We start from the raw sequence: 17,414 nt of genomic DNA, 5'->3' as shown, positions 1-17,414 counted from the left end.
CCTGACGCAACCACTCATCTATTTCGGAATCGCAATGTCGGTCCTCACTCGCCGCAAACTCCTGCAAGGCGCCGCGGCCGCCGGCGCGGCCGGTATCGGCCTGTCGGCCGCCGGCAAGTTTGCCGGCTGGGCGGCGGCGAAGCCCGAGCCGCTGATCCTGAAGACCGCCAGCATTCAGACGCAGCTGATGGACGGCGCGCCGACGAAGAATGTTCTGACCTATGGCGAGGCAGGCCCGCCGCCTGTCGTCAGGATGAGGAAGGGTGAGCCGTTCGCCGCGCGGCTGATCAACGGCATCGACGATCCGACCACCATCCACTGGCATGGCATCCGCGTTCCCAACAAGATGGACGGCGTGCCGTTCCTGGTGCAGCCCTATGTCTATCAGGGCGACCATTTCGACTATGCCTTCACGCCGCCCGATGCCGGCACGTTCTGGTACCACCCGCATTGCAACACGCTTGAACAGATGGGTCACGGCCTGACCGGCGTGATCGTGGTCGAGAACCCGAACGATCCGGCCTTCGATGTCGAGATGGTCGTCAATTTGCGCGATTGGCGGCTCGGCGACGACGGCCAGTTCATCGAGCAGTTCAGGCCGCGCGACGCGGCCAAGTCCGGCACCTTCGGCACGGTGCGCACCGCCAATTGGCTCGACCAGCCGCAATTCGATGCGCCGGCCGGCGGACTGGTGCGGCTTCGGACCGCCATCACCGACTTCACCCGCATCTACGCCTTCCGGGTCGACGGCGCCGAGGCGACGGTGATCGCGCTCGACGGCAATCCGGTGCCGCAGCGTTTTACGCCGGATGCCTTGCAGCTCGGCCCCGGCCAACGGCTGGAGCTAGCCGTCCGCATGCCCGAGGAGGAAGGCGCCATCGTTAGCCTGCGCGACGTGCGGGGCACCAAGCCGAAAATCCTGGCGACGCTGCGTTCGGTCGGCAAATCGCTCAAGCGCGATCTTCGCGACCTCGGTCCGCTCGAAGCCAACCCTGTCGCCGAAGTCGACCTAGCCAGCGCCAAGCGCATTCCGCTGGCGCTCAGCGCCACGGCCGAAAACGTGCCGGGCGACGGCATTTGCGGTTCCCTCGGCTACAGTTTCTGGGCGATCAACAAGGTGCCGTGGCCCGGCGACACGCCGGACCCGACGGCGCCGCTGGCCGAACTGAAGCTCGGCCAAAGCTATGTCATCGACATGGAAAACCTCACCCCGCACGCGCACCCGATCCATCTGCACGGCATGAGTTTCAGGGTGCTGTCGTCCTCGACGCGGGCAGTCCAGCCGCTCGTCTCCGACACCTACCTGATCCAGCCCAATGAGAAGGTGCAGCTGGGCCTCGTCGCAGACAATCCCGGCGACTGGCTGCTGCATTGCCATATCATCGAGCACCAGAAGACGGGCATGACGAGCTATCTTCGGGTGGCGTGAGACGCGTCTCGTTTCCGCAACGGCAGGTTGACCCCGCCTCGCGATTGCCTAGGTAGCCAACAGGGCAGACGGGGCGCCACGCAACTCCGACCGACGACATGACATCTTTGTGCATTCGAACACTTGCCCTTGCGGCGGGTATTCCCATCCTGTCTTCCTGCGTCGTCCCCGACGATACGTCGCGGGTCGCGAAAGAGGACGTCACCACTGCCGCCGCCCGCAGGGAAATGGTCGGCCTCAGCGAGGCCGATATCCGCATGTGCGCAGGCTTTCCGACCGCGACGGCCGATGTCGGATCATCGGGCCAGATCTGGACCTATCAGCGCACCGTGCAGCGCGGCAATCTCAACATCGTGGTGCCGACCTTGGCCGTGGGTGCGATTCCCGCAGTCGGCGGCTCGGTCAACGTCGCTCCGGGCGGCTATTGCAACACGCAGATTCGCATGCTCAACGGCCGTGTCGCCGAGATCGCCTATGCCGGTGACAACAACCTGCCGAACAGCCGCGATGCGCTCTGTGTCAGCACGGTCGACGCCTGCGTGGCTTATGCGCGCCAGCGCCGCTACAAGGTGCCGGCGGTCTCCAGGTGAAAGCGGCTTCGGCTATCACTTGCCAATATAAGCGGCCAGTTCGTCCGGCGTCCCATTTGGGAAGGCTTGTTTTAGAAAGTCCATGAACGCCGACACGCGCGCGCTGAGCAGCCGCCGGGATGGGTAGAGCGTCCATAGAACGACCTCGGGGCCGTCAATATCCCCCCAATTTACCAGTGTGCCGTCAGCCAAATCGTGGACCACCAAAGAAATGGGAAGACGCGCTGCACCGACACCGGACCGCACCGCATCGCGGACCATGATGAGCGTCGACAAAGCGAGGACCGGCTCGATTGTAATTGTCGAGCGGCCACCTTGTGTCTTCACGTGCCATGTTTGCCTTTCGCCTGCGCCGCGCGCAACGCCGGGAGCAGCGAGTCCACCGGTCGGGCGAGGAAGGTCGGGGCTCGCCACCACGACCAGGCGGTCGCGGAGGAACGCCCGTCCGACAAGGCTTTCGTCGGGATCCGGATTGACTCGAATAGCCAGATCGTAGCCTTCCTCGATCATGTCCACATACCGGTCCTCGGTCGTGACCTCCAACCTCACCTCCGGATACTTAACGGCAAACCCTGCAGCAATCCTCCCCATCGCGGTCTGAGAAAAATGTAAAGGTGCGCTGATCCGCAATCTGCCCTTGGGTCTCTGACCGCCCGAGGCGATTGCCGAAGCCGTCTCGTCCAGTTCGGCGAGCAAGGTCCCCGTCCGCTCGAAGAGCGCCCGTCCTTCTTCGGTGAGCTTCAGGTTGCGCGTACCCCGTTCAAACAGGCGCAGATCAAGACTGCTTTCCAAGTCTCCAACGCGCCGGGACAGGGTCGCCTTAGGCCGGCCGGTGGCCCTTGCCGCTTTGCCGAAGCCGCCATGACGGGCAACGAGGTTAAAGTCGGCGAGGGCAAGAAGATCCATGGCTGTTCCACCAGCGAGACGGAGCGTCTAAAATTCTCGTCTGTTGGGCTCTTTGTGAGCCGCACATATTGGAGGTGTCAAGCAACCCAGCAGGAGAATTTCCATGACCATTCTCGTTACCGGCGCCACAGGCAATGTTGGCCGCCAAGTCGTCGAACACCTCGTCAAGCGCGGCGCCGATGTCCGTGCTCTCGTCCGCGATCCGTCGAAAGCCAACTTCCCGGCAAGCGTGTCTGTCGTGCAAGGCGACTTTCTCGATGTCGATTCGCTGCGCAAAGCCATGTCCGGCGTCTCTACCCTGTTCCTCTTGAACGCCGTGGTGCCGGACGAATTCACCCAGGCCTTGGTCGCGCTGAACGTCGCCCGGTCGGTCGGCATCGAGCGGCTCGTCTATCTTTCGGTGATCCACGCCGACGTCTATGTGAACGTGCCGCATTTCGCGGGCAAGTTCGGCGTCGAGCGAATGATCGAGCAGATGGACTTCAAGGCCACGATCTTGCGCCCGGCCTACTTCATCCAGAACGATCTGATGATCGAAGACATCATCACCGGCCACGGCGCCTATCCGATGCCGATCGGCGGCAAGGGTCTCGCCATGATCGACGTCCGCGATATCGCCGAGATCGCCGCCCTTGAGCTGCTGCGCCGCGAACGGTCCGCAGAGCCGCTTGCGCTCGAGCGGATCAACCTCGTCGGTCCGCAGACACTGACCGGGGCGGATATCGCCGCCATTTGGTCGGACGTGCTTGCTCGCCCGATCAATTACGGCGGCGACAACACGGAGGGCTTTGAGCAAAACCTCAAGCAGTTCCTGCCCGCCTGGATGGCCTACGACATGCGCCTGATGGGCGAGCGTTTCTTGACCGACGGGATGCTGCCTGAGACCGGCGACGTCGAGCGCCTGACTGCCCTGCTCGGACGCCCATTGCGCCCATATCGCGACTTCGCCTCGGCAATCGCTGCTTCCGCCTGAAGCCGCGCCCTTACCTCTTCAGCGCGATGCTGATGCCGCTGAGATCGGCGTTGACCTGCAGGCCGACCTGCCTGCCGGCAAGCTCCAGCTGGGCGCCCTTGTCATTGGTCATGACGATCACCTGGGCGCCCCTGCCGAGCGTGCCGCCGCCGCCGGCCGCGCCGTAGACTCCCGTCACGTCGCTTGCGCGCCGGATATGACGCACCCTACCCTGGAAATAGGTCTTGGATGCGCCGAAGGCGAGGCCGCCAGAGACGCCGCCGACGGAGATCGGATAGCGTTTGCCATGGAAGGTCAACGTGCCTTCGCCGCCTGAGCCGCCAATGAAGAAGGCTGCCTTGTAGACGGAGAAGCGGATTGTGCCGCTGTCGGCATGCGCGGCGCTGGCAATGCTCATGCCCGCTGCGGCGATGGCTGCAACCGCGACTGAACGGAACCTGGAAATCTTCATGATCGGGAACTCCTCAAGCATCGCCGCCTGCCCAGCCGGCCGGGCACGTCAGCTTCGTGTGTGAAAGTATAGTTGAACAGTCTCGCCGCGCCTTTGGTTCCAGGCACACGGCCGGAATCCGGCCGCGAGGAGACGGCTACGAAACGATGCCGATTGGAGAGAATGGCTTCGGCGCCAGCATGGCTTGGTCAAAGCCATTATGGACAAGCAGCAAATGCCTGGATGGGGGAGGGCAAAGCCACCGCGAAAAGCAAATGCCTGTGCTGGCTGGTGGAGCTGAGGGGGATCGAACCCCTGACCTCATCATTGCGAACGATGCGCTCTCCCAGCTGAGCTACAGCCCCGTTCCAGCGGATCGGCTTGTATCGGTCGCGGCGGTTTGATGTCAAGGCGAAACGGCTGCCTGGCGTCGAGGCGCCGAAACTGCCGGGCTTGCCGGTTCGCCAAGCAATGGCTACATGTCGGCGACAATTTGGAGACCGGCATGATCGCCCTTATTCAGACCATCGTCATGGCACTTGATATCTACTGGTGGATCATCATCGCCTCGGCGATCTTTTCCTGGCTTTACGCCTTCAATGTCGTCAACTCGCGCAACCAGTTCGTCGGCACCGTCGGCAACATGCTCTTTCGGCTGACCGAGCCGGCGCTGCGGCCGATCCGCCGCTTCATGCCCGATCTCGGCGGCATCGACATTTCGCCGATCATCTTGCTTTTGATCCTTTTCTTCATACGGCAGTTTATCGTCACCACCGTCTGGTCCTGGGTCGTGACCGGCGGCTGATGAGCACGTCGTTTCGGCTGCGCGAGAACGGCATCGATCTCTTCGTGCGGCTGACGCCGAAAGCGGCGCTCGATCGAATCGAAGGCGTCGAGACGGCGGCCGACGGACGCAGCCATCTCAAGGCGCGCGTGCGCGCCGTGCCGGAGAACGGCGCCGCCAATGCGGCGCTGGAACGAATGATGGCCAAGGCGCTGGGCGTGCCGGCGTCGGCCGTTTCGGTGGTTGCCGGCGGCACGGCGCGGCTGAAGACGCTGCGGGTGGTGGGGGATGCGGCTGAACTGGTGGGGCGTGTCGAGGCGCTTTCGGGCGGTTGAAACCGCAGCGACCAGATGCTCAGGTCGGTGCTGCCCCTCATTGCCCTGCCGGGCATTTCTCCCCGTATATTGACGGGGAGAAAGAAGCTGCCGCGAATGATTTCGCCAATCATCAACGTCGCAGAAATAGCGCCAAGGTTGCGGCCAGCCCTCTTCTCGCCGTTTACGGGGAGAAGGTGCCGGCAGGCGGATGAGGGGCAGCGCAACGGTTCGAAATTAAGCAGCTCGTGGCCAAGCCATTCGGTTTGCCGCTGACGAGGCAGGACCCCTCAATCCCCCAGCGGCAGCCTCGGGTCATCGACCTTCAGCGTGTTCACGCTCTGCTTGATGCGGCGCAGGTTCTCCAGCACTTTCGGGCCGCGCGATTCCGCCACCGTGGTGGCGATCATGTCGAGGATGGCGAGAAGGGCGTAGCGCGACGAGGTCGGTTTGTAGATGTTGCCGTCCTCGACGGACTGCAGGAGGATGACCGTGTCGGCGACCTTGGCCAAAGCCGAGTCCGGCGCGGTGATGGCAACGGTGGCAGCGCCATATTGCTGCGCGACCTCGACCGCTTCGATCACCGAGCGCGCATAGCCCGACACCGAGAAGGCGACCAGCGTCGTCTCGGGCGTAGCCACGGCGGCATACATGCGCTGCAGCTGGCCGTCGATCTGGGCGAGCGCCGAAAGCCCCAGCCGGAACAGCCGGTTCTGCATCTCCGTCGCCATCATCGAGGAAATACCTCCGGAGCCGATGCAAAGCACGTTGCCGGAAGCGGCGATGCGGGCGGCGACAGCCATCAGCGTCGTCATGTCCAGGTTTTCGCTGGCGCGGTGGATCGCGGCGATCGCCGCCTCGGTGATGGCGGAGGCGATACGCTGCTCGCGCGCGTCGCGGCTGAGCGGCTCCGGCGACAGATACTGGCCGCCGATAGCGATCGCCTGCGCCAGATAGAATTTGAAGTCGCGCAGGCCCTCGCAGCCGAGATTGCGGCAGAAGCGGGTGACGGTCGGCTCGCTGACGCCGACGCGGGCGGCGATTTCCGAGATGGCGGCCTTGGACGCGAAATCGAGATCGGAAAGCACCAGCCCGGCCAGCCGGCGATCCGACTTGGTGCCGTCCTGCGAGATCAATTGCAGGCGGGTGATGATGTCGGCCGGGCTTTTCATCTTATTGCCTCACAGGGGCAGGCCCGTCGCCTTGTCGAACAGGTGGATGTTGCGCGGGTCGACGGTGACCGGCAGCCGCTCGCCCGGCTTCACCTGCAGCCGGTCGCGGAACACCGCGCGCACCGCGTCGTCGCCGACCGAGCCATAGACATGGGTTTCCGAGCCGGTCGGCTCGACGACGTCGACCTTGATGGCGATAGCATCCGCGGCGGCGCCGATGACGAAGTGCTCGGGCCTGATGCCGGCCTCGACGGTGTCGTTGCCGGAAGCGGCTTTGCCCGGCAGCGCCAGACGGCCGCCACTCGTCGTTTCGAACCAGGACCTGGCATCGGCGGTTTTCAAGGCGCCGGAAACAAAGCTCATCGACGGCGAGCCGATGAAGCCGGCGACGAATTTGTTGGCCGGCCGGTCATAGAGCTCCAGCGGCTGGCCGACCTGCTGGATGCGGCCGCGGTCCATCACCACGATGCGGTCGGCCATGGTCATCGCCTCGATCTGGTCGTGGGTGACGTAGACGATGGTCGATTTCAGCCGCTGATGCAGCGCCTTGATCTCGACGCGCATCTGCACGCGCAATTGCGCGTCGAGGTTGGAGAGCGGCTCGTCGAACAGGAACACCGAAGGCTCGCGCACGATGGCGCGGCCCATGGCCACGCGCTGGCGCTGGCCGCCGGACAATTGCCGCGGATAGCGGTCGAGATAGGAGAAGAGGTTCAGCACGCCCGAGGCCTTCTTCACCTTGTCGTCGATCGCGGCGCGGTTCTCGCCGCGTATCTTCGGGCCGAAGCCGATATTCTCGGAGGCTTTCAGATGCGGGAACAGCGCATAGGACTGGAACACCATGGCGATGTTGCGCTTCTGCGGCGGCAGGTCGTTGGCGCGCGTGCCGCCGATGACGAGGTCGCCGGAAGTGATCGTCTCCAGCCCGGCCAGCATGCGCAGCAGGGTGGACTTGCCGCAGCCGGACGGCCCGACCAGCACGACGAACTCGCCGGTTTTGATGTCGAGGTTGATGTCCTCGAGGATTTTATGCTGGCCGAAGGATTTCGACAGGTTGCGGAACTGGACGTCGGTCATGGTCACGCTCCCAATATGTCGTCGATGAAAGGCAGGTAGCCGGCTGTCAGACCGGCGTCCACCGGCACCACCGCGCCAGTTATGCCGGAAGCGCGCTGGGAGGCAAGGAAGGCCACGGCTTCCGCCACTTCCGATGCATCGACGATGCGGCCAAGCGGGTAGAGTTGCTTCAATCTGCCGAGGATCTCTGGATCCTTGGCCAGGCGATGGTCCCAGGCCGCGGTGCGGATCGACCCCGGGCAGACGACATTGGCGCGCAACCCGCTGCGGCCAAGCTCGACGGCGATCGACTTGGCATAGGCGTTGATGCCGGCCTTGGCGGCGGCATAGGCGGGATTGCCGAAATGCGCGATGGCGTTGACCGAGGAGATGAAGACGATGCTGCCCGAACCGCGCTTGGACATCGCCTTGACCAGCGGATCGGCGAAAGTCATCACGCCGGTCAGGTTGAGATCGAGCTCCTGCTCTATTCTGTCCGCCGTCAGCGCATCGAGCGTCTCGGCGCGCGTCCAGCCGGCATTGTTGATCAGGATGTCGGGGACGCCGTCTTTCTCGAGCAGCGCGGCGATTGCCGCTTCGATCGAAGTGCGGTCGAGCAGGTTGAAGACGTGACGGGAAGCGATCTGTGGACTGGCCAGCGCTTCCGCCGACTGGTCGCAGCCGACGATACGGGCGCCGCGATCGGCCATGAGCGCCACGATCGCCGAGCCGAGGCCACCGCCGGCGCCCGTGACGACGACGGTCTTGCCCTCGAATTCGGCTTTCGAACCCACGCTGCCTGCTCCTACGCCCCTCATTTTCGAGCCAATAGGCTAGCCAAGCAAATGTAATTAAGCAACACGATAATCCGCTTGCATGGCGCGGAACGATGGATAATGTAGGAAAGTAACATTATCCCGAGCCCCAAGGGCCCGGGCGCCAACGTGCATCAATGGGAGAATCAAATGAGCCTTGCCAAATGGACTGTCGGCCTGTTGGCCGGAATGAGCATGCTGGCTTTTGCGGTACCTGCCGACGCCGGCGAGGTGCGGGTCACCGTCGCCGAATACAGCGCCAAGACCGGCCCCTATTTCGCAGAGGTCAAGAAGGAGTTCGAGGCGGCCAATCCCGGCATCACCATCAAGTATGAAGTGGTGCCATGGGACGTGCTGCTGCAGAAGCTCACCACCGACATCACCGCCGGCACCAATGCCGACCTCTCGATCATCGGCACGCGCTGGCTGATCGACTTCGTGCAGCAGGATGTCGCCGAGCCGCTCGACAGCTATGTCACGCCCGAGTTCAAGGATCGCTTCATCGACACCTTCCTGCAGCCCTCGATCATGGACGGCCACACCTACGGCCTGCCGATCGCGGCTTCCGCGCGCGCCATGTACTACAACAAGGAATTGTTCGAGAAAGCCGGCATCGCCAAGCCGCCGGCGACCTGGACCGAGTTGCAGGAGGACGCGCGCAAGATCAAGGCGGTCGGCGCCTTCGGCTTTGGTCTGCAGGGCAAGGAGATCGAGACCGACGTCTACTACTACTATGCGATGTGGTCGCAGGGCACCGAGATCCTCAACAAGGACGGCACGTCCGGCTTGAGCACGCCAGGCGCGCTCGAGGCCGCCAAGCTCTATAAGTCGATGATCGACGAGGGCCTGACCGAACCCGGCGTCACCTCCAACAACCGCGAGGACGTGCAGAACCTGTTCAAGCAGGGCAAGGTCGGCATGATGATCACCGCGCCCTTCCTGTCCAACCAGATCAAGGAAGAAGCGCCGAGCCTGAAATACGGCGTCGCCGCGATCCCAGCCGGCCCGACCGGCGCGCGCGGCACCTATGGCGTCACCGATTCCATCATCATGTTCAAGAACTCCAAGAACAAGGATGAGGCCTGGAAGCTGCTCGACTTCCTGTTCACCAAGGAGCAGCGCGCCAAGTTCACGCAAGGCGAAGGCTTCCTGCCGGTGAACAAGGAAGAGGCGAAGATGGACTATTACGTGAACAACGCCGACCTCGCCGCCTTCACGGCACTCTTGCCCGACGCCCGCTTCGCGCCGGTCATCCCGGGCTGGGAAGAGATCGCCCAGATCACGTCGGATGCGATGCAGAAGATCTATCTTGGCAGCGCTAAGCCGGAAGACGCATTGAAGGACGCGGCAGCCAAGGCCGACGCCGTGCTGAAGAAGAAATAAGGGCGTATCTCCCTGCGCCCGTGGCGCGCTCCACCCCGTCGGAGCGCGCCACATCTTTCAATGGCAGGCAACGGCTTCCCAGGGAAAACGGCAAAGGCAACAAGACGGTCACTCCGGGACAAAAAGGATAAATCGCCGACATCCGCGCCGCCCCTCATTGCCCTGCCGGGCATTTCTCCCCGTATAGTGACGGGAGAAAGGGGCTGGCCGCAACGCTGGCGCATTTCTTGCCACGTTGGCGATTGGCGAAACCGCCGACGACAGCGCCCCCTCTCCCCATCACTATACGGGAGAGGATGCCGGTAGGCAGGTGAGGGGCGGCGCATACCTGCGTAAGAGAATCCTGTAGCGGTGCTCAGGGAAGAACGAGAGGCATGGTGGAACTAACTGGCAAGCTTCCGAAGCCGGCCCGATCTGCGCGCTAGCCCGCTGTCATTCATGTCCACCACAATGCGGTACAAATGCAAAATCGTATCCTGCCCTATCTGCTAACGCTCCCCAGCCTGTTCCTGGCGGCGATCGTCATCTTCTGGCCGGTCTGGGACCTGATCCAGATTTCGACGCATGACGTCAACCGCTTCGGCCAGTTGCGCGAGTTCAGCGGCCTGGCCAACTTCGCGGCGCTCGCCGCCGATCCGGACTTCATGGCCGCGCTTTGGCGCACCGGCCTATGGACAGTGCTGGTGGTCGGCGGCGCGCTGCTGTTGTCGATCCCGGTGGCAATCATCCTCAATACCGACTTCTACGGCCGCGGAATTGCGCGCGTCATCATCATGCTGCCCTGGGCGGTGTCGCTCACCATGACCGCGGTGGTCTGGCGCTGGGCGCTCAACGGCGAAAGCGGCATGCTGAATTCGGCGCTGATGAAGCTCGGCATCATCAGCCAGAACATCCAGTGGCTGGCGAGCGCCGAGACCGCTTTCCCGATGCAGGTGCTGATCGGCATATTGGTGACGGTGCCTTTCACCACCACGATCTTCCTCGGCGGCCTGTCCTCGATCCCCGACGATCTTTACGAGGCGGCGGCGCTCGAAGGCGCCACGCCGTTGCAGCAGTTCCGCGAGATCACCTTTCCGCTCCTGAAACCCTTCATCAACATCGCGATCGTGCTCAACACCATCTACGTCTTCAACTCTTTCCCGATCATCTGGGTGATGACGCAAGGGGGGCCGGCGAACTCGACCGACATTCTCGTCACGCATCTCTACAAGCTCGCCTTCCGCATCGGCAAGCTGGGCGAGGCGTCCGCCGTGTCGCTCGTGATGTTCGCGATCCTGCTCGTCTTCACCATGATCTATGTGAGGCTGGCCATGCGGGAGCAGCGGGCATGAACGGCAAGCTGAAACGCACCGTCATCGCCTGGCTGCTGTTGGCGCCGCTGATCTTGGTGACGATCTTCCCCTTCGCGGTGATGCTCCTCACCGCCGTCAAGCCGCGCACCGAAGTGCTGACGCCGACCTGGTGGCCGAGCGAATTCCGCTGGTCAAATTTCGCCGACATGTGGGTGGCGACCGGCTTCGGCCAGGCGCTGCTCAACTCGCTCTATGTCTCGGCGCTGGCGACCATCGGCGCGATCCTGATCTCGGTGCCAGCGGCCTATGCCATGTCGCGTTTCCGTTTTGCCGGCTATGGCGCCTTCCGCCAGTTCCTTTTGATCTCGCAGATGATCTCGCCGATTGTGCTGGTGCTCGGCCTGTTCCGGCTGATGGCCGCCTGGGGGCTGGTCGAGAGCACGACCGCGCTTGGCTTCATCTACATGGCCTTCAACGTCGCCTTCACGGTCTGGATGCTGCAGAGCTATTTCGACACCATCCCGCGCGACCTCGAGGAGGCTGCCTGGATGGAAGGCGCCGGCCGCTGGCTGACTTTGCGCAAAGTGTTCCTGCCGCTCTGCCTGCCGGCGATTTCGGTGACGGCGATCTTCACCTTCATCAACGCCTGGAACGAGTTCGTCGTGGCGCTGACCATGCTGCGCAGCCAGGAAAGCTACACACTGCCGATCCAGGTTTTCTCGCTGGTCGCCGGCCGCTATACGATCGAATGGCACCATGTCATGGCGGCCACGCTGCTGGCGACCCTGCCGGTGGCGATCCTGTTCATCTGGCTGCAACGCTACCTTGTCAGGGGCCTTGCGCTCGGGGCCGTCAAATAGCAATCCCCAGCAATTCCAGGCAAAGTGTGCAGCGGTTTGCCGTCCGGAATTGCGAAACAAAAGTCCACTACGGAGCGTTCATGCGCATCTTCACCGCCTCGCTGGCGACGGAAACCAACACCTTCTCGCCGGTGCCGACCGACCGGGCCTCGTTCGAGATGGCTTTCTATGCCGGTCCGGGAAAACATCCGGAGACGCCGACGCTCTGCTCCTCGCCGATCGTGGCGCTGCGCAAGCGCGCGGCAGGCGAGGGCCTGACCGTCATCGAGGGCACCGCTACCTGGGCGGAGCCTGGCGGCCTGGTGCAGCGGCAGACCTTCGAGGCGCTGCGCGACGAGATCCTCGACCAGCTCAAGGCCGCCTTGCCGGTCGACGCGGTGATCCTAGGCCTGCACGGCGCCATGGTGGCGCAAGGCTATGACGATTGCGAAGGCGATCTGCTGGAGCGTGTGCGCGCCATCGTCGGCCCAAAAGTGGTGATCGCCTCTGAATTCGATCCGCACAGCCACCTGACGCCGAAGCGCGTCGCGGCCTGCGATATCATGGCCTATTTCCTCGAATTCCCGCACACCGATTTCTACGAGCGCGGCGAACACGTCGTCGACCTCGGCCTCGCCGCGGCGCGCGGCGAGATCAAGCCCGTCATTTCCACCTTCGACTGCCGCATGATCCAGGTGCTGCCAACGAGCCGCGAGCCGATGCGTTCCTTCGTCGACAAGATCAAGGCGCTGCATGGCAAGGACGGTGTGCTGTCGGTCTCGGTCATCCACGGCTTCATGGCCGCCGACGTGCCGGAGATGGGCACGCGCATCCTGGTCGTCACCGACAACGACAAGACGAAAGGCGACAAGCTTGCAGAGGCGCTGGGACGCGAGCTTTATGCGCTGCGCGAAAAGACGGCGATGACGATGCTGTCCACCTCGGCAGGCATAGAGCAGGCGCTCGCCGTGCGCGCCGAGCGCAAGGACAAGCCGGCGGTGATCGCCGACATCTGGGACAACCCGGGCGGCGGCGTGCCGGGCGACGGCACCATCGTGCTGCGCGAGCTTTTGGCGCGCGGCGTCAGGAGTGTCGGCGTGGCGACGATCTGGGATCCGATCGCGGTGACCTTCTGTCACGCCGCCGGCGAAGGTGCTGTCATCGACCTGCGCTTCGGCGGCAAGGCCGGGCCGCAGGCCGGCGAGCCGATCGACGCGCGCGTCACGGTGCTGAAGGCGGTCAGCGAAGGCTGGCAGAGCTTCGGGCCGAGCCGGGTGACGCTGGGGCCGTCGGCGGTGGTGCGCATCGAGGGCACCGAGGTCGACGTCATCTTGAACACCAACCGCACCCAGACCTTCGAGCCGGATATCTTCTCCAACATCGGCATCGATCCGATGTCGAAAGACATATTGCTGATCAAGTCGACCAACCATTTCTACGCCGGCTTCGCGCCGATCGCCGCCGAGATCATCTATGTCGCGGCGCCGAGTTCCTATCCGAGCAATCCGGCGGTGACGGATTACAGGAAGCTGACGCGGCCGGTGTGGCCGAGGGTGAAGGATCCGTGGAGCGCTTCCCCTTCTCCCCTTGTGGGAGAAGGTGGCCGCGAAGCGGCCGGATGAGGGGTGTTCCAGCTTGGCAACACCGCTTGTCCAGCCACGAGGGTCACCAACGCCTCACTCCACTGGAGCACCCCTCAACCGTCTCGGCGCTACGCGCCGATCCACCTTCTCCCCCAAGGGGAGAAGGGAAAGGAGAGCGCTACACCAGGCCTCTCTTCACCATCATCGCCTCGGGCGAAGGCATCTTGCCGCGGAAGGCAGTGTAAAGCTCTTCCGGGTCCTTCGAGCCGCCGGCGGCGTAGATGTTCTTCCGCAGCCGCTCGGCCAATTCCGGATTGAAGGCATCGCCCGTTTCCTCGAAAGCCGCGAAGGCGTCGGCGTCGAGAACTTCCGACCACATGTAGGAATAATAGCCGGCTGAATAACCGTCACCGGCGAAGACATGGCCGAAATGCGGGGTGCGGTGGCGCATCGCGATCGTATCCGGCATATGCAGCTTTTCGAGCGTTTCGGCTTCGAAACGAAGCGGCTCCACCGGTGCATCCGGCCTTGCGTGATAGGCCATGTCGATCAGCGCCGAGGCGGTGAACTCGACCGTGGCGAAGCCGGCGCCGAAGGTGCGGGCGGCGAGCATCTTGTCGAGCAGCGCTTTCGGCATCGGCTTGCCGGTCTTGACGTGCAGCGCGTGCTTTTCCAGCACCGCCGGCACCGTCAGCCAGTGCTCGTAGAGCTGTGACGGCAGTTCGACGAAATCGCGACTGACCGAGGTGCCCGAGACCGACGGCCAGGTGACGTCGGTCAGCATGCCGTGCAGCGCATGGCCGAACTCGTGGAACAGCGTCTTCGCCTCGTCGACCGACAGAAGCGCTGCCTCGCCGGCCGGTGGCTTGGCCAAGTTCATGATGTTGTAGATGACCGGCTTGGCGCCGTTGCCCAACTTGTAGCCAGACCGCAGCGCGCTCATCCAGGCGCCGGAGCGTTTTGACGGCCGCGCGAAATAATCGGCCAGGAACAGGCCGCGCTCGCTGCCGTCGGCATTCTTGACCACGAACGCGCGGGCATCAGGATGCCAAACCGTGACCCCCTTCTTCTCCTCGAAGCCGATGCCGAACAGGCGCGTGGCGACATCGAAGCAGGCCTCGATGACGCGCTCGAGCTGCAGGTATGGCTTCAGCTCGGCCTCGTCGAAGGCGAATTTCTCGGCGCGTAGCTTCTCCTGGTAGAAGCGCCAGTCCCAGGCGGCGAATTTCTCGTTGCTGCCGGCTTCCGCGGCCAGCCGTTCCAGCTGCTTCTGGTCGGCTGCGGCCTTTTCCAGCGCCTTTTCCCAGACCGGATCGAGCAGGTCGTGCACCGCCTTCGGCGTCTTCGCCATCGTGTCGTCGAGCTTCAGCGCCGCGAAGGAGCCGTAGCCGAGCAGCTTGGCCTTCTCGGCGCGCAGCTTCAGCATGTCGCGCACCACATCCGTGTTGTCGCTGGCGCCGCCATTCTGGCCGCGCATGGTGAAGGCGCGGAAAGCGGTCTCGCGCAGGTCGCGGCGCTCGGAAAAGGTCGAGAACGGCTCGTAGATCGAGCGCGACAGCGTCACGGCATAGCGGCCCTTCTGGCCGCGCATCTCTGCCGCCTCGGCCATGGCGCTCTTCAGAAAGTCCGGCAGGCCGACGAGATCGGCCGCGTCGAGGAACAGCGCCCAGTCGCGCTCGTCGGCCAGCACGTTCTGGCCGAATTTGGTGCCGAGCGAGGAAAGCTCCTCATTGATGGTGGCCAGCCGCTTCTTACCTTCGGCGTCCAGTTTCGCGCCCGACCGAACAAAGCCTTTCCAGGTCTTTTCCAGCACGCGCAGCGTCTCGGAATCGAGCTTCAGGCTGTCGCGGCGCTGGTAGAGGTCGTCGAGGCGGGCAAACAACTTCTCGTTCATCGAGATCGCCGAGAAATGCCGCGACATCTTTGGCGAGACCTCGCGCTCCATTGCCTGGATCGTGTCGTTGGTGTGGGCTCCGGCGCGGCACCAGAAGATCGACGAGACATGATCGAGCGCATCGCCGGCAAGCTCGAGCGCCGCCAGGGTGTTCTCGACGGTCGGCGCCTCGCTATTGCCGGCGATCGCGTCGATCTCGGCCTGGTGCGCGGCGAGCGCCGCGTCGAAGACAGGGCCGAAATCATTGTCGCCGATGCGCGAGAAATCCGGCAGGCCGAGCGGCCCTTGCCAGAACGTCAGCGGATGGGCGGCGAGGTCGACGATTTTCGAGGATGGCATGGGCTCTTCCGGTGGGCTGATTTGGAGGCGGGTTGCCTCGGATGTAGGGCGATGCTGGGCACCGCGCAACTCGGGTTTCGCCTTAAAGCATTCGAGGGACAGGGCGGTTCGCCATTTACCGTGAAACGGCGAAACGCGCTGGTTCATCGCAGACGCTGGAGATTGGCTGAAACGCCCGTCTCTTCGTCATTCCAGGGCGAAGCAGGAGCGAAGCTCCGTCGCGAAGACCCTGGAATCCATGCCGTTACCTTAGCCGAAGGGTGCAGCGGAGCAGAATTCTGCACCGTTGCGATGCTCGTATGTCACGGAATGGATCCTCGGGTCTGCGCCGCGTCGCTTCGCTCCTTGCTCCGCCCGTGGATGACGAAGGGATGGGCGTTTCGGCCAATCGCCATGCGACCTGCTCTACCACGCAAACACTAGTAGCCGCTGCAGTCCTGCGCGACGGCGGTCTGGGTGCTGGCCGTGATGCGCCCGCCGGCGATGGTGAAGGTTTCGCGCATCAGCGTGTCGTTGTTGGGGAAGTCGTAGCAGGCGAGCACGGTGGTCTGGCCGGCCTCGCTCTTTTCGATGCGATGCCGGATCGCGGCGCCGGCGACCGCGCCCTGCCATTCGTCGATCGAGGCCATGAAGTCCTGCTTGGTCTGGACGACGCCGATGTCGTCGAGCTTCAAGCGCACATCGTCGGAAAGCAGTTCGGACAGTTCGGTGCGGTCGGCGACCAGCAGCGCCGAATACCAGCGGTCGATGACGGCGCCGTCATCGGCGCTGGCGCGGACGATCGAGGACAATAGCAGCGTCGCCGCGAGGATGAACCTCCACCAGTTCCGGTTCATGACCCCTCCATTACAGCTCCGGCCGCTCGAAATCGCCGGTCTCCTTGTTCATCACCCAAAGCTCGCCGGTCGAGATGTCGAACCAGGCGCCGTGGAGCGAGAGCCGTCCCTTGCCTTCGAGGATGGAGACACAAGGGAAGGTCCTCAGATTGGCGATCGAGTAGCGGACGGAAATTCGCTCCAGCGCCGTCTGGCGCTCGGTCGCCGTCATGAAGGTGCTGGACGACACGGTCTCGGCGGCGGGCGCGATCAAGCTCATCCATTTGCCGATGAAGTCGCCGGGCGACAGCGGCGCGAAATTGGTGTCGAGCGCGGCGCGGATGCCGCCGCAGCGGCCGTGGCCCATCACCACGATGTTCTTGACCTTCAAGCTCTGCACCGCGAATTCCAGCGCGGCGGAGGTCGAATGGTACTCGCCGTCCGGCGCATAGGGCGGCACCAGATTGCCGACATTACGCAGCACGAAGAGCTCGCCCGGTCCGGCGTCGAAGATCGCTTCCGGGGCCGAACGGGAGTCGCAGCAGGCGACGATCATCGTTTCCGGCGCTTGCCCCTCCCGCGCCAACGACCGGTAGCGGCCGCTTTCGGAGAGATAGCGGCCGTTCATGAAGTTGCGATAGCCGTTCAGCAGATGTTCGGGGAGGTGGGGCATGGGCGGCTAAAGCCTTTCCGAGGGTTGGAGGCGGCAGCTCGTTGCGTTCGGAAAGGCTCTAACGGCAAAAGCCGGTTGCGAGCAATGCCGAATTGCGGACCGCCCGGTCGCAATCGCGATGCGCGCT

17 protein-coding genes and 1 tRNA gene are annotated in these 17,414 nt (G+C 63.7%); 9 read left to right on the top strand and 9 right to left on the bottom strand.

Features of this window, described 5'->3' with window-relative positions; all coding sequences use genetic code 11:
• The first annotated feature begins 34 nt into the window (after positions 1-34).
• On the top strand, positions 35-1,429 hold the full coding sequence (locus AC0L2L_RS10750) for a multicopper oxidase family protein (RefSeq protein WP_473578177.1): 1,395 nt from the start codon (positions 35-37) through the stop codon (positions 1,427-1,429).
• A gap of 98 nt (positions 1,430-1,527) precedes the next feature.
• Entirely contained in the window at positions 1,528-2,019 is a 492-nt protein-coding gene (locus AC0L2L_RS10745; RefSeq protein ID WP_473578175.1) for a hypothetical protein, read from the top strand.
• A gap of 15 nt (positions 2,020-2,034) precedes the next feature.
• Here AC0L2L_RS10745 and AC0L2L_RS10740 read toward each other — a convergent pair whose 3' ends face one another.
• Positions 2,035-2,925: a LysR family transcriptional regulator gene (locus AC0L2L_RS10740; protein ID WP_473578174.1), complete on the bottom strand. Its 891-nt coding sequence runs from the start codon at positions 2,923-2,925 to the stop codon at positions 2,035-2,037.
• Between the two features lie 103 nt (positions 2,926-3,028).
• Here AC0L2L_RS10740 and AC0L2L_RS10735 point away from each other — a divergent pair, with 103 nt between their 5' ends.
• Positions 3,029-3,898, top strand: coding sequence for an SDR family oxidoreductase (locus tag AC0L2L_RS10735; RefSeq protein WP_473578172.1), 870 nt, complete (start codon positions 3,029-3,031; stop codon positions 3,896-3,898).
• 10 nt (positions 3,899-3,908) lie between these two features.
• Here AC0L2L_RS10735 and AC0L2L_RS10730 read toward each other — a convergent pair whose 3' ends face one another.
• Both AC0L2L_RS10730 and AC0L2L_RS10725 read right to left on the bottom strand, forming a co-directional pair.
• Positions 3,909-4,349, bottom strand: coding sequence for a hypothetical protein (locus AC0L2L_RS10730; RefSeq protein WP_473578171.1), 441 nt, complete (start codon positions 4,347-4,349; stop codon positions 3,909-3,911).
• Positions 4,350-4,617: 268 nt separating this feature from the next.
• A tRNA-Ala gene (locus AC0L2L_RS10725) sits at positions 4,618-4,693 on the bottom strand.
• 140 nt (positions 4,694-4,833) lie between these two features.
• Here AC0L2L_RS10725 and AC0L2L_RS10720 point away from each other — a divergent pair.
• Entirely contained in the window at positions 4,834-5,133 is a 300-nt protein-coding gene (locus tag AC0L2L_RS10720) for a YggT family protein (protein ID WP_473578170.1), read from the top strand.
• Positions 5,133-5,447, top strand: coding sequence for a DUF167 family protein (locus AC0L2L_RS10715; RefSeq protein ID WP_473578168.1), 315 nt, complete (start codon positions 5,133-5,135; stop codon positions 5,445-5,447). Before AC0L2L_RS10720 ends, AC0L2L_RS10715 begins: the two co-directional genes overlap by 1 nt.
• 269 nt (positions 5,448-5,716) lie before the next feature.
• Here AC0L2L_RS10715 and AC0L2L_RS10710 read toward each other — a convergent pair whose 3' ends face one another.
• From AC0L2L_RS10710 to AC0L2L_RS10700, 3 genes are read right to left on the bottom strand one after another with little or no spacing between them, the layout of a single operon-like run.
• Positions 5,717-6,598 carry a MurR/RpiR family transcriptional regulator gene (locus AC0L2L_RS10710; RefSeq protein WP_027169135.1) on the bottom strand — a complete coding sequence of 294 codons (882 nt, stop codon included), beginning with the start codon at positions 6,596-6,598 and terminating at the stop codon, positions 5,717-5,719.
• 9 nt (positions 6,599-6,607) lie between these two features.
• The gene (locus tag AC0L2L_RS10705) at positions 6,608-7,675 is read right to left on the bottom strand and encodes an ABC transporter ATP-binding protein (RefSeq protein WP_473578166.1); all 1,068 of its coding nucleotides are present in this window, start codon (positions 7,673-7,675) and stop codon (positions 6,608-6,610) included.
• 2 nt (positions 7,676-7,677) lie between these two features.
• On the bottom strand, positions 7,678-8,448 hold the full coding sequence (locus AC0L2L_RS10700; RefSeq protein WP_473578164.1) for an SDR family NAD(P)-dependent oxidoreductase: 771 nt from the start codon (positions 8,446-8,448) through the stop codon (positions 7,678-7,680).
• A gap of 171 nt (positions 8,449-8,619) precedes the next feature.
• Here AC0L2L_RS10700 and AC0L2L_RS10695 point away from each other — a divergent pair, with 171 nt between their 5' ends.
• The 4 genes from AC0L2L_RS10695 to AC0L2L_RS10680 all read left to right on the top strand — a co-directional run bounded on the left by AC0L2L_RS10695 (position 8,620) and on the right by AC0L2L_RS10680 (position 13,605).
• Positions 8,620-9,852: an ABC transporter substrate-binding protein gene (locus AC0L2L_RS10695; RefSeq protein ID WP_473578162.1), complete on the top strand. Its 1,233-nt coding sequence runs from the start codon at positions 8,620-8,622 to the stop codon at positions 9,850-9,852.
• Between the two features lie 461 nt (positions 9,853-10,313).
• On the top strand, positions 10,314-11,183 hold the full coding sequence (locus tag AC0L2L_RS10690; RefSeq protein WP_473578161.1) for a carbohydrate ABC transporter permease: 870 nt from the start codon (positions 10,314-10,316) through the stop codon (positions 11,181-11,183).
• Complete coding sequence (locus AC0L2L_RS10685) at positions 11,180-12,004, top strand: carbohydrate ABC transporter permease (RefSeq protein WP_473578159.1); 825 nt, start codon at positions 11,180-11,182, stop codon at positions 12,002-12,004. The genes AC0L2L_RS10690 and AC0L2L_RS10685 overlap by 4 nt, the downstream gene beginning before the upstream one ends.
• An 80-nt stretch (positions 12,005-12,084) precedes the next feature.
• On the top strand, positions 12,085-13,605 hold the full coding sequence (locus AC0L2L_RS10680) for a M81 family metallopeptidase (RefSeq protein WP_473578158.1): 1,521 nt from the start codon (positions 12,085-12,087) through the stop codon (positions 13,603-13,605).
• Positions 13,606-13,744: 139 nt separating this feature from the next.
• Here the strand turns inward: AC0L2L_RS10680 and AC0L2L_RS10675 are convergent, their stop codons facing one another.
• The 3 genes from AC0L2L_RS10675 to AC0L2L_RS10665 form a co-directional block, all read right to left on the bottom strand.
• A complete protein-coding gene (locus tag AC0L2L_RS10675; RefSeq protein WP_473578156.1) occupies positions 13,745-15,799 on the bottom strand; it encodes a M3 family metallopeptidase in 2,055 nt (684 codons plus the stop codon).
• A gap of 419 nt (positions 15,800-16,218) precedes the next feature.
• On the bottom strand, positions 16,219-16,635 hold the full coding sequence (locus AC0L2L_RS10670; protein WP_473578155.1) for a nuclear transport factor 2 family protein: 417 nt from the start codon (positions 16,633-16,635) through the stop codon (positions 16,219-16,221).
• 10 nt (positions 16,636-16,645) lie between these two features.
• Positions 16,646-17,287, bottom strand: coding sequence for a carbonic anhydrase (locus AC0L2L_RS10665; RefSeq protein ID WP_027169126.1), 642 nt, complete (start codon positions 17,285-17,287; stop codon positions 16,646-16,648).
• Positions 17,288-17,414 lie beyond the last annotated feature (127 nt).

The sequence above is a fragment of the Mesorhizobium sp. WSM4832 genome, from assembly GCF_055811115.1.
Note: the sequence above shows the minus strand (reverse complement) of the source record. Positions and strands in the feature narration are given on the sequence as shown.